This is a genomic window from Pseudomonas sp. Root562 (genome assembly GCF_001427125.1).
Taxonomy (GTDB): Bacteria; Pseudomonadota; Gammaproteobacteria; order Pseudomonadales; family Pseudomonadaceae; genus Aquipseudomonas.
In genome coordinates this window covers 15,460-27,551 of the sequence record NZ_LMGK01000005.1, presented here as the reverse complement: position 1 = coordinate 27,551, position 12,092 = coordinate 15,460, and the positions used below count along the sequence as shown (strand labels likewise).

The following is a 12,092-nucleotide window of genomic DNA, read 5'->3' as shown; positions in this document are numbered from 1 at the left end:
CCGCAAAACTCCCCACCTCAGGAAATCGCAGCAGTGCCGCGTCGCATCAGCAGAGCGCTTCAGCCGCTCAGTGTTTTCGCTTTAACCCTGGCAATCAGCGGCTGCATCGGAACCGGAGGTATTGGCCCGCAGGGCAAGGCGCTGGAGGCCGATTCACTGGTCACCGACGAAGCCATCCAGAGCGCCGCACAGGATGCGCATTGGCCCACCGCACAATGGTGGCAGGCGTATGGCGATCCGCAACTGAACCGGTGGATCGAAACCGCCATGCAAGGCAGTCCGACCCTGGCCATGGCCGCCGCACGGGTGCGTCAAGCCAAATCGATGGCCGGCATCGCCGAAGCAGCAGAGTCGTTGCAGATCAACGGCGAGTCCACGCTCAAACGCCACAACTGGCCCACCGATCCGTTCTACGGTCCCGGTGACCTGGCCAACAGCACCACTTGGGATAACAACGCCGCGCTGGGTTTCAGCTATGCCCTCGACCTCTGGGGCCGTGAAAGCAATGCCACCGAGCGCGCCGTGGACTTGACCCATATGACGGTCGCCGAAGCGCGCCAGGCCCAACTCGAATTGCAGAACAATATCGTGCGCGTCTACATCGAGCTGTCGTTGCACTACGCGCAACGGGACATCGTCGAAGCGACGCTGAAGCAGCAACAGCAAATTCTCGACCTGGCGCAGAAGCGTTTGAGCGGCGGCATCGGCACCCATTTCGAAGTGAGCCAGGCCGAGACGCCGTTGCCGGAAACCCATCGGCAGATCGATGCGCTGGACGAAGAAATCGCCCTGAGTCGCAATCAATTGGCCGCGCTCGCCGGTAAAGGTCCGGGGGAGGGCGCGCAGCTTCAGCGGCCAACGCTGTCGTTGGGCGCGGCGCTGAAGCTGCCGTCGGCGCTGCCGGCGCAGTTGCTCGGTCAACGGCCGGACGTGGTCGCCAGTCGTTGGCAGGTGGCGGCGCAAGCCCGCGGCATCGATGTCGCTCATGCCGGTTTTTATCCGAACGTCGATCTGGTCGGCAGCCTCGGCTACATGGCCACCGGCGGCGGGGCGCTGGAGTTTTTGACCGGCAAGAAGCTCAACTACAGCGTTGGCCCGGCGATCTCCTTGCCGATCTTCGATGGCGGGCGTTTGCGCGCGCAGTTGGGTGAAGCCTCGGCCGGGTACGACATCGCGGCGGCGCATTACAACCAAACCCTGGTCAACGCGCTGAAAAACATCTCTGATCAGTTGATCCGTCGCGAGTCGATGGACAAGCAGCAAACTTTCGCTGCCGAGTCGGTAGCCACTGCGCAGAAGACCTACGACATCGCGATGATTGCCTATCAGCGCGGGCTTACCGATTACCTCAATGTGCTCAACGCACAGACCTTGTTGTTTAAGCAGCAACAGGTGCAGCAGCAGGTTCAGGCGGCGCGTTTGAGCGCCCATGCCGAGCTGGTGACGGCATTGGGCGGTGGGCTTGGTGCGGGCGACGATGTGCCGAATGCCCAGCAGACCCAGCCACCGAAAACCCCGAGCCTTCTGAAGTGACTCGTCAGGCAAGGCCACTGTTGTGGCGAGGGAGCTTGCTCGCGCTTGAGTGCGAAGCACTCACAAGATCTTTGGGCTACCAGAGTTCTGGGGCCGCTTCGCTGCCCGGCGCGAGCAAGCGCGCTCGCCACAGGGTTTCAATCGTTTCCAGACTTTCCTGAGTGAACAAGACTCCATGACTCCCTTGCCCGCCCCTCTGCGCTGGCTGTACTCCCTGGAATGGCGCCGGGGTTTCTTTGATTGGGCACGCAGCGACGGCGTGACCTGGGTCTACATTTTCAAGGTGCTGATCGCGGCGTTCCTCACGCTGTGGCTGGCCATGCGCCTGGAATTGCCACAACCGCGCACGGCGATGATCACCGTGTTCATCGTCATGCAGCCGCAGAGCGGCCAGGTGTTCGCCAAGAGTTTCTACCGCTTCCTCGGCACCCTGACGGGGTCGGCGGTGATGGTGGCGCTGATTGCGTTATTTGCGCAAAACACCGAACTGTTTCTCGGCGCACTGGCGATCTGGGTTGGCATCTGCACCGCCGGTGCGGCGCGCTGCCGCAACTTTCGCGCCTATGGTTTTGTGCTGGCCGGCTACACCGCGGCGATGGTCGGGCTGCCTGCATTGGCTCACCCGGAAGGTGCATTCATGGCGGCGGTGTGGCGGGTGCTGGAAATTTCCCTGGGGATTCTCTGCTCGACCCTGATCAGTGCCGCGATCCTCCCGCAAACCGCCAGCGCCGCCATGCGCAACGCCTTGTATCAGCGCTTCGGCGTGTTTGCCCTGTTCGTCACCGATGGTTTGCGCGGTCGCAGTCAACGCGAGGCGTTCGAAGCCGGCAATGTGCGCTTCATTGCCGAGGCTGTCGGCCTGGAAGGGCTGCGCAGCGTCACGGTATTCGAAGACCCGCACATGCGTCGACGCAATGGCCGACTCAGCCGCCTGAACAGTGAATTCATGGGCATCACTACGCGTTTCAATGCCTTGCACCAGTTGCTAGAACGCCTGCGCAGCCACGACACGGACCACGCGGTGGCGGCGATCAAACCGGGCTTGCAAGACCTTGCCGAATTACTCGACGGCTTCAGTGGCCGAGCGCTGACCAGCGCCGACGCGGCACGCCTGGTCACGGCGCTGAACGTTTATCAGGCAGGGTTGCCGGCGCGGGTGCGCAGCCTGCGGGCGATTTTTCAGGAGAGCGGGCCGAGCGACGACGAACTGCTGGACTTCCACACCGCGTATGAACTGCTGTATCGCTTCGTCGACGACCTGCACAGTTATGCACAGACTCACGCATCCCTGGCCGATCACAGTCATGAACGGGAGCGCTGGGACGAGCCGTTCACCCCGCAGACCAATTGGCTGGTGTCGGCGGCCTCGGGCATTCGCGCGGCGTTTATCCTGGTGGTGTTGGGCAGCTATTGGGTGGCAACGGCGTGGGCGAGCGGGGCGACCATGACCCTGATCGCCGCCGCTACTGTGGGCCTGTCCGCCGCCACGCCGAACCCCAAGCGCATGGCGTTTCAGATGGCGTGCGGCACGCTGCTCGGCGCGTTGATCGGCTTCGTCGAGATGTTTTTCATCTTCCCGTGGATCGATGGTTTTGCCTTGCTGTGCGTGATGCTCGCCCCGGTCATCGTGCTCGGATCATTCCTGGCGTCGCGACCGCAATATGCCGGCGTCGGCCTGGGCTTGTTGATCTTTTTCAGTACCGGTTCGGTGCCGGACAACCTCACCGTCTACAACCCCTACACCTTCATCAACGACTACATCGCCATGGTGCTCGGCATGCTGGTGTGCGCGGCGGCGGGGGCGATCATTCTGCCGCCCAACAGTCGCTGGCTGTGGCGCCGACTGGAGCAGGATCTGCGTGGCCAGGTGGTGTACGCCATCAGCGGCAAGCTCAAGGGGCTGGCGTCGAGTTTCGAAAGTCGCACCCGCGACCTGGTGCACCAGGCCTACGGCTTCGCGGCGGGCCAGCCACAGGTGCAGCGCAACCTGCTGCGCTGGATGTTTGTGGTACTGGAAGTCGGTCACGCGATCATCGAATTGCGCAAGGAACAGGCGATCCTGCCGGTGCACCCGGCGTATGCCGAATCCCGGCCCTGGCGCCAGGCGATCCGCGTGATGGGGCGCGCGCTGGTGCGGTTGTTTTTGCAACCGGGCAGCAGCAACCTCGAACGTGCTCTGATCGCTGTCGACCACGCGATCAGCCGAGTGCAGTCCACTGACGAACCTTTTGCTCCGCACTTCGACACCTCGGCGTTGCGTCGGGTGAAGAGCTACCTGCACTTCATCCGCACATCGCTGCTCGACCCGCAATCGCCCCTTGCCGCCCACGCCAATGCCAAGCCTGAAGGACTTGAACATGCCTCGTGAAATCGCCTTCCACGGCGTGTACATGCCGACCATGACCCTGATGTTCCTGATTGCCGCAGTGGTGGCCTGGGCGCTGGACAGGTTCCTCTCCGGGTTCGACCTGTACCGCTTTTTCTGGCACCCGGCGCTGCTGCGCCTGAGCCTGTTTACCTGTCTGTTCGGCGCGCTGGCGCTGACGGTCTACCACTGACTCTCTATCTCTGAAGAAGGCCCTGATGAAAAAGCTTTTCAGCCTGCTCGCAACCTTGCTGGTGCTGGCCCTTGCGATATGGATCGGCCGGACCCTGTGGGTGCATTACATGCAAACCCCATGGACTCGCGATGGCCGGGTGCGCGCCGATATCATCAATGTCGCCGCCGATGTCACCGGCGAAGTGGTGAACGTGCCGGTCCGCGACAATCAGTTGGTGAAAAAGGGCGACCTGCTGATGCAAATCGATCCCGAACATTATCGGCTTGCGGTCAAACAGGCGCAGTCGCTGGTGGCTTCGCGCAAGGCCACCTGGGAAATGCGCAAGGTCAACGCCCATCGTCGCGCGGATATGGACAACCTGGTGATCTCCCGGGAAAACCGCGACGACGCCAGCAACCTCGCCGACTCGGCGCTGGCCGATTATCAGCATGCACAAGCGCAACTGGAAGCGGCTGAACTCAACCTCAAACGCACCGAGGTCCGCGCAGCAGTGGACGGTTACGTGACCAACCTCAATGTGCATCGCGGCGACTACGCACGCATCGGTGAAGCGAAGATGGCGGTAGTCGACATGAACTCGTTCTGGGTCTATGGCTTTTTCGAAGAAACCAAATTGCCCCATGTGCGCGTTGGCGACCAAGCCGACATGCAGCTGATGAGCGGCGAAGTGCTCAAGGGCCACGTGGAAAGCATCTCGCGCGGTATCTACGATCGCGATAATCCAGAGAGCCGCGAACTGATCGCGGACGTGAACCCGACGTTCAACTGGGTGCGTCTGGCGCAACGGGTGCCGGTGCGGATACACATCGATGAAGTGCCGGAGGGTGTGCTGTTGGCGGCGGGGATTACCTGCACCGTGGTGGTGAATCCTGCGGCAGGCGGATAAAACCAGGACAGAAACGCTCTTGTGGCGAGGGAGCTTGCTCCCGCTGGGCTGCGTAGCGGCCCCAGGATGGCACTGCCGAGCAGTCCAACGGGAGCAAGCTCCCTCGCCACAAAAAAAGCGATTGCGTCAGCCTTGGCAAAAAGTCTCCTGCAAATGCCGCCAGAAGATCTTGCCTTTCATCTTCTCGAACACCACGGTGGAGCGGCGATCGGAATGCAGACCGGTGGCATCGGTCTGTCGTTCGCGGTAGCTGACCGTTGCGCCGCCGTCGTGCAGCGCCACGCCAGACAGTTCGCTAAGCTCGATGCGGAACCCGAGCTTCTTGCCGCCCGCCAGCATGAACAGCTCATTGAGCGCGTCGAAATCCAGCACCCGCCCCAGCGGCGAGACCATGGAAAATTGCGGTGAGAAACGCGCCAGCAGTTGTTCCAGTTCGGCAGCGTCGCGCTCTTCGGCCAGCCATTGTTCGATGGCTACGTGGGCCTGGATCACTTCGTCGAAGTATTCGGTGTAGTCGCTCATGATGGATTCCTGAAGTCGGTGGTGACGGTGCTGACGCCATCGCGGGCAAGCCTCGCTCCTACAGGATTAATGCCAATTCAATATCCTGCAGGAGCGAGGCTTGCCCGCAAAGAACGATCTCGCGGAACTAGAGCTGCCCCCGCAACCCGAACCGCTTCATCAATCCCGATTCCAGCAAGCCCTTGGGCAACAAGGCTGCCAGCATTGGCAACGCCCGGCTGCCATTGCCCAGGCGAATCAATCGTGGCGGCTTGTCCTGCTGCACAGCCTTGAGCAGCCCGGCGGCAAATTCACTGGCCGGTGTCGGTTTGTCCTGGGATGCCCTGGCCCGTGCGCGAATGCCTTCGCGCAGCGGGAACCATGGCGATTGTTCGCTGATCAGTTGCTCGGCTTCGTGGCCGGCATTTTTGGCGAAACTGGAGGCGATGGCGCCAGGCTGAACCTCCATGACCCGCACACCGAATGGTGCCAGCTCCATGCGCAGTGCATCGCTCAAGGCATGCACGGCGGCTTTGGACGCGCAGTAGGCACCGGCGAACGGCGTGACCAGGACACCGGACACACTGCCGATATTCACCACAATGCCTTGGGTCCGGCGCAGCACGGGAAACATCGCCCGAGTGACACCGACGATGGCGAACACATTGGTCTCGAACTGGCGTTGCATGGCCGGTACGCCGCCGTCGAGCAACGGCCCCATGGCGCCATAACCGGCGTTGTTGATCAGCACGTCGAGGCCACCGCGTTGCTGGTTGATGCGCTCGCTCAACTGCTCAAGCGCCGCACCGTCGTTGACGTCCAGTTGCACGGCGACAAATCCGGCAGCGCTGAGCAGGGCGACATCTTCAGCCTTGCGCGCACTGGCCCAGACTTCGTAGCCGGCCGCCTTGAAGGCATCGGCGAGGGCGCGGCCGATGCCGCTGGAACAACCGGTAATCAACGCAACGGGCATGGCGCGGTCCTTGTGCAGAATGGAAAAGAGATCAATCGGAGAAACTACCCTGCAATCGCTCGGCGCGAAACTCCAGGGTTTCCGGACGGTAGCCGGGGCGCAGCGGCGGCAGTGGCAAGCAGTCTTCCCAGTTGCCGCCGGCCTGCAATTCGCCGGGGCCACGATAACGTGGCGCGCTGTATTGATTGTCGGCCAGGTTGACCGTGTCCCCCGGCGCATAAGCCGCCACCCGCCAACGCAGCTCGGTCAGCGGTACGTCATTGCCGTTGTTCAGGGTCAATTGCAACGGCCGGTCAGCGGGGCAGTGCTGCGGCGCATAGCTGATGCGCAGCTCCAGGCGTTGCAATTGCTTGAGTTCACGGTGGTCCATCCAGATGACCCAAGTGGCAACGATGCCCAGCCCTGCGGCGGCGGCCATGGACACCGGCAAGGCTTTGGCCGGATAGCGCAGCAACAGGATCAGCCAGGTAATGACCAGCAGGATGCCGATGAACATGACGCGAAAGCTCGGGCGGGGGAGAGAGGCATCCTACCTGAGGGTAGATGGGGTTGGCGATGGGCGGTTTGTGACACGCTATCTGCAATGAAAGCATCCCGGAGGGTTAGCAATAACGCCCTTTCTCAGACGAGAAAGGGCATTATTTGCGTCAAGAACAGCACCGGCTATGAGGCAATGCTTCCGTCATATCGGTTGTGGAACGTGAAGCTGACTGACTCATCAGCCCCGTGATAGACATAAATCCAACCTCTAATATCGGTAGTTCCTACCCCTGGTTCCTTGCCGGTAATGTGCACCGTCACCGGCACCGCAACCACCTTCGCCGTGAATTCAGAGGCGGCACAAACTCCAGTCCTCCAACGCCCACCAGCCCCACCAATTTCACGCGGGCCATCACGCTCAATGATTTTCACCTTGTTATGCCCCAGAGACATCTCCAATTCCGAAGAACTGAGATCCCATTCCGGCACCCTCAGCCGCACTGAAAAGCTCCCGCTTTGCGTGCTGGCGACGCAATTGAACGTCCAGCTCACGCCGTCGATCCCCAGCCTTTGAGGGATATTCGGTTCAGGGCTCACAACCACCCCAAGACCTGTGGCTTCTTCCGTCACTTCCAGAATCACGTCCTTGCCAAGCAACAGGCTGCGAGCTTTTGGCTGTATCGTCACTGTATGCGTTGCACCGATGCAGGGGTACGCCGGGGTGCCACCAAATATTTTGACAAAGGTATCGAAGTTGAGATCCACCTCTTCATTGAAATCCCGGGCAATCACTCGTCCTGGCAACTGCCAGTCCGGCAGTTTCTGGCTGGTCAATATCAGGCCGAAATAACCGCTTTTGCCTGGGTCGCAGATGATAGACCAATGTATGGTCTGTCCTTCCTCCAGCGGCTGCGGTGTGCCTAACGGCGGCTCAAACTTCAGGGCAAGCGCCTCGGATTCCCACAGGTCTTCGAGCGCGACGCTGGAACCGATCAACGGACTGCCGTTTGTGACCTTCAGCGCCAGCTCATGGGTTTTACCCTGTAGCAGGGCCAGATCCCCCTTGGCCAGGTCGACCTTCTCTCCCTCCAGATAAAGCTCGAAGGCTGGCGCCCAGACATTGTCGGGCAGTGCCGTGACCTCGAATCGTTCCGTCATCTCGACGCCCTGATTCTCGTTGGATAAATCTGCTACGACTATATGTTCACCCGCAGTGTCTGGTGTATAGAGGTAGCGCGCCCAGCCATCCGGGTCGGTCACGGTGGTGGCCCTGACGGCTTGTGTGTCCGCGACGCGCCATTCGACCTTCACTCCCTCAACGCTTTCACCGGTTTCGCCAGACACTACCTGAACCCGCAAAAGCACGCTCTCCCGGTTGCTCACCACCGGCTGGGCGAGCACCGGGCCGACGTCGCCGAACCCGTACAGGGACTCCACCACCGAAAACGTACGCGGTTGCGTCCATTCAGAACCGTCATCGTCGGCGGTTTGCTGCGCTTGAATGGTATAGGTACCAATGTCCCATTCCTCGTTGGCATTCCAGCTCCAGTTCCTCACACCATTGACAGTGGCAAACGGAACATCGGGGTTATCCAGATGACGCAGGTGTATCTTTCCTCCGCTTACACCTGTGCCGCTGATCTTCGGCTTGCGTAAGGTTTGACTATCACACGTCGGCCTATCAATCACGGGTGTTCCAGGCGGTTGTTTTACCGTGAACCGGTGAGGCTCACTCCAGTCGGACTCCGGGCCGTCTCCCTTCTGTTTTACCTGAAGGGCGTTCGAGCCAGGAACCAGGGGGGTCTCGAGCTTGAACTCCAATATGCCCTCGGCATCCGCAGTGTCCGAGTGCAGCGTCTCTGATTCCTCAAGCCGCACGGTGATCAGTGCACGCGGCAGGCTGCCGGTCACTTTGATGATTGGACGCGTCGGGGTTTGCAACCCAGCAGGCGGCAGTTCGAATTGCGGGGCTCGAGGCTTATCGTCCGCGACGGTGAAGGTGCATATCTCGCTGGGGTCGGACTCCACAGTGGCCACGGTCTGCACGACATAGACGCTGTTGGTGCCCGGCGACCAGTCAAACGTCGGTGTGAAGATGTAGAGATACTCCTGGAACCTGAAGATACCGACTACCGGGACACCTGTCTCAGTGTACATCGCCAGCGTGGTTGGGATTTTCAAGTCAGCGTGAATGACCAACTCTTTTTGCGCTGCGACTGGGGGGTATGGTTGTTGGATCTTCGGCTGGGGTGGCTTGACCGCAACGGTACACCACTCGCTGGGATCGGACGCTGCACCGGCCACGGTCTGCACGACTCTGACCTTGTTACCCACCTCCCAGCTCCAATAGAGTTTTTCGAAGATGTAGTCATCCCCGCGGCGGGAGAATTTGCCCCCTACGAAGGGGCCATCCTCTGTAAACATCGCCAGCTCGACATCGCCGGAAAACACATTGGTAATGGTCAGCACTTGCCTCGATGAGGCTGGGATGGGGGGTGGAATGATCACCGGCTTGGGTGGCTTTATTGGAATTGCACACAGCTCGCTGGGGTCGGACGATGCACCGGCCACGGTCTGCACGACTTTTACCTTGGTGCCCAGTGCCCAGTCCTCCGTCGGTGTGAAGGTGTAGGCAGTCCCCACTCGGACAAAGTTGCCGACTACCGTGTCGCCCACCTCATTGAACATCGCCAGCGTGACGGCGCCGGAAAATACATTGGTAATGGTCAGCACTTGTTTCGCTGCGGCCGGGATGGGAAGGGGGCTAATCGCTGGCTTGGGTGGCTTCACTGCAATCGAGCGAACATCGCTGGGGTCGGACGACACACCGGCCACGGTCTGCACGGCCTTTACTCTGGTGCCCAATGCCCAGTCCTCCGAAGGTGCGAAGGCGATAGTAGGCCCTTGCTCGCCGAAAAAGTGACCGACTACCGGTTCGCCCGCCTCAGTAAAGATCGCCGGCTCGAGGTAGCCGGAAGACAATCGGGTAATGGTCAGCATTTGTCTTGCTGCGGCCGGGATGGGGGGGGAGATAATCACTGGTGGGCTTGGCTTCACTGCAATCGTACACAGCTCGCTAGGGTCGGACGCCGCACCGGCGAAGGTCTGCACGACTTTTACGCTGGTGCCCGACGCCCAGTTAAAGTCTGGTGTGAAGGTGCGGATCGTCCCTGTTGGGCTAAAGGTACCGATTACGGAAAAGCCTCTCTCATTGAACATCTCCAGCGCTACAGTGCCGGAAGATACATTGGTGATAGTCAAAACTTGTTTCACTTCGGCCGGGGTGGGTGGTGGCGTGATGGCCGGCTTGGGTGGTTTCACTGCAATCGTACACAGCTCGCTGGGGGCGGACGACACGCCGGACACGGTCTGCACGACCTTGACCTTTGTGCCCAGTGGCCAGTCGGCCGTCGGGGTGAAGGTGCGGGTAGTCCCGCTGCCGATAAAGTCGCCGGCTACCCGGGTGTCCGCCTCAGTGAACATCACCAGCGTGACAGTGCCGGAATACACTTGGGTAATGGTCAGCACTTGTTTCGCTGCGGCCGGGATGGGTGGTGGAGTGATCACCGGCTTGGGTGGCTTCACTGCAATCGTACACAACTGGCTGGGGTCGGACGCCACACCGGACACGGTCTGCACGACCTTGACCTTTGTGCCCAGCGCCCAGTCGGCCGTCGGGGTGAAGGTGCGGGTAGTCCCGCTGCCGATAAAGTCGCCGGCTACCCGGGTGTCCGCCTCAGTGAACATCGCCAGCGCTACAGTGCCGGAATACACATTGGTAACGGTCAGCACTTGTTTCGCCGCGGCCGGGACAGGTGGTGGAGTGATAGAGGGTTTGGGTGGTTTCACTATCACCGATACGTTGGTCCAGGCCGTGCATTTGATTCGGCCACCACTGGCGTCGGGCACACTCTGCTGAACATCAAAGGAGTATCTGTCAGGCGCAAGGCCACTGATGTCCTTTGACCAGTTGCCGTTTGAAACCGGTACATCTGGAAAGGGGCCCGGATTATTTCCCTTGTAGTGAATGTGAACCAGCGTTCCCTGAGCGTTAAAGGCTGTACCCGACAAGCGTACGATACCCCCGTCGAGATGAGAGACTCTGATCGCAGGCAACTGGGGGGGGCGAATTTTGAATGTGCGCGCAACGCTTGGCGTGGACTCCACGCCATTAAAGGTCTGCACGGCTTTTATCGTTCTTTCTCCCGGCGCCCAGAGCGGGTTGGGGGTGAAGGTCCATCTCTCCCCATTCGGCGTAAACGTCCCCGGCACTCGATTATTGCTGGAATCCAGCATTGTCGCGGTGGCACCCGCATAAAGGCCGTTGCCGCCGATGGCCAGGTTTTGCTCCGCTGGTGAGGCGGGCTGGTTGATACCCAGTTGAGGTGGTTTGATTTCAAAGGGGTGGTCAACTGCCCAGCCTGAGGGCTGCCCCTTAAAGGTTTGTTTCGCCGTTATGGTGTGTCTGCCGATGGGCCACGCCGTGGTGGCGGAAACTGACCAGCTGCCATCTGATGTAAGAGTCTTGGTTAATTGGGCTCCACCGATGCCCCCGGAAAAGAAGATTTCAAGATAAGCGGAACTATGCCCATAGGTTCCGCTAACGGTGGGTTTCCTATCGGTAGAAATAGTTACGCGGGAGATTTCAGGCTTATTTGTAGGCATATTGAACCATGGCGCTTCCGTCCAATTGCTCCAAATGCCGGAATTTTTATAGTCACATTTGTATCGAAATTGCCCGGGGGGAATAGCTGATGTAGGAATTAGCCATAAAACGCGATCGCCACGACCATGCCAGTAGTGAGGTTCCGCACTACCCCAGAATTGGAGCCGCCATTCGCTAGCACCTTCGTATCCATTTGGTACACGCGCATGAACATAAAAACCGGGAATGGGATCCGGGTCTGGAAAAGAGAGAATTGGGCCTGGCCAAAGGGACTTTGCAGATTCGTCGTCGTTGTCGTCAATCATGCTGTTTGCGCTCCATAAGATGTTCGATGACGTAACACTGGATATTCATAGAGCGCCTTGTAGACTTTTATCGGCACCGGTGCAGCTGTCATAAATGACAGTTCTGACCAGTGGTTGACCCAGAATGTCCCGACCAGCTTTGAATTATTGCTTTACGTCGTAGCCTGATTTCAGCCGATTTCACATA

General features: G+C 60.0%; 8 protein-coding genes. 4 read left to right on the top strand and 4 right to left on the bottom strand.

All coding sequences use genetic code 11. The features are described 5' to 3' along the window. Positions 1-33 precede the first annotated feature (33 nt). The 4 genes from ASD60_RS06350 (at position 34) to ASD60_RS06335 (ending at position 4,980) form a co-directional block, all read left to right on the top strand. The gene (locus tag ASD60_RS06350; RefSeq protein WP_056853184.1) at positions 34-1,533 is read left to right on the top strand and encodes an efflux transporter outer membrane subunit; all 1,500 of its coding nucleotides are present in this window, start codon (positions 34-36) and stop codon (positions 1,531-1,533) included. Between the two features lie 175 nt (positions 1,534-1,708). Then, the gene (locus ASD60_RS06345) at positions 1,709-3,901 is read left to right on the top strand and encodes an FUSC family protein (RefSeq protein WP_056853183.1); all 2,193 of its coding nucleotides are present in this window, start codon (positions 1,709-1,711) and stop codon (positions 3,899-3,901) included. Next, a complete protein-coding gene (locus ASD60_RS06340) occupies positions 3,891-4,091 on the top strand; it encodes a DUF1656 domain-containing protein (RefSeq protein ID WP_056853182.1) in 201 nt (66 codons plus the stop codon). Before ASD60_RS06345 ends, ASD60_RS06340 begins: the two co-directional genes overlap by 11 nt. Positions 4,092-4,116: 25 nt before the next feature. After that, complete coding sequence (locus ASD60_RS06335) at positions 4,117-4,980, top strand: efflux RND transporter periplasmic adaptor subunit (protein ID WP_056853181.1); 864 nt, start codon at positions 4,117-4,119, stop codon at positions 4,978-4,980. 126 nt (positions 4,981-5,106) lie between these two features. Here the strand turns inward: ASD60_RS06335 and ASD60_RS06330 are convergent, their stop codons facing one another. From ASD60_RS06330 to ASD60_RS06315, 4 genes are all read right to left on the bottom strand, one after another. Next, the gene (locus ASD60_RS06330; RefSeq protein WP_056853180.1) at positions 5,107-5,502 is read right to left on the bottom strand and encodes a hypothetical protein; all 396 of its coding nucleotides are present in this window, start codon (positions 5,500-5,502) and stop codon (positions 5,107-5,109) included. Positions 5,503-5,629: 127 nt separating this feature from the next. Continuing rightward, positions 5,630-6,454 (bottom strand): SDR family oxidoreductase, encoded by an 825-nt coding sequence (locus tag ASD60_RS06325; protein WP_056853179.1) that lies wholly within the window; start codon positions 6,452-6,454, stop codon positions 5,630-5,632. Positions 6,455-6,485: 31 nt separating this feature from the next. Next, positions 6,486-6,950, bottom strand: a complete 465-nt coding sequence (locus tag ASD60_RS06320) for a hypothetical protein (RefSeq protein ID WP_056853178.1) — start codon at positions 6,948-6,950, stop codon at positions 6,486-6,488. Between the two features lie 167 nt (positions 6,951-7,117). Beyond that, positions 7,118-11,905 carry an Ig-like domain-containing protein gene (locus ASD60_RS06315; RefSeq protein ID WP_156386253.1) on the bottom strand — a complete coding sequence of 1,596 codons (4,788 nt, stop codon included), beginning with the start codon at positions 11,903-11,905 and terminating at the stop codon, positions 7,118-7,120. Between the last annotated feature and the right edge of the window lie 187 nt (positions 11,906-12,092).

Bases quoted from the DNA above. Each gene is read 5' to 3' on its own strand.
- ASD60_RS06315 (WP_156386253.1), bottom strand. From the start codon at position 11,905: ATGATTGACGACAACGACGACGAATCTGCAAAGTCCCTTTGGCCAGGC.
- ASD60_RS06330 (WP_056853180.1), bottom strand. From the start codon at position 5,502: ATGAGCGACTACACCGAATACTTCGACGAAGTGATCCAGGCCCACGTA.
- ASD60_RS06335 (WP_056853181.1), top strand. From the start codon at position 4,117: ATGAAAAAGCTTTTCAGCCTGCTCGCAACCTTGCTGGTGCTGGCCCTT.
- ASD60_RS06345 (WP_056853183.1), top strand. From the start codon at position 1,709: ATGACTCCCTTGCCCGCCCCTCTGCGCTGGCTGTACTCCCTGGAATGG.
- ASD60_RS06325 (WP_056853179.1), bottom strand. From the start codon at position 6,454: ATGCCCGTTGCGTTGATTACCGGTTGTTCCAGCGGCATCGGCCGCGCC.
- ASD60_RS06320 (WP_056853178.1), bottom strand. From the start codon at position 6,950: ATGTTCATCGGCATCCTGCTGGTCATTACCTGGCTGATCCTGTTGCTG.
- ASD60_RS06340 (WP_056853182.1), top strand. From the start codon at position 3,891: ATGCCTCGTGAAATCGCCTTCCACGGCGTGTACATGCCGACCATGACC.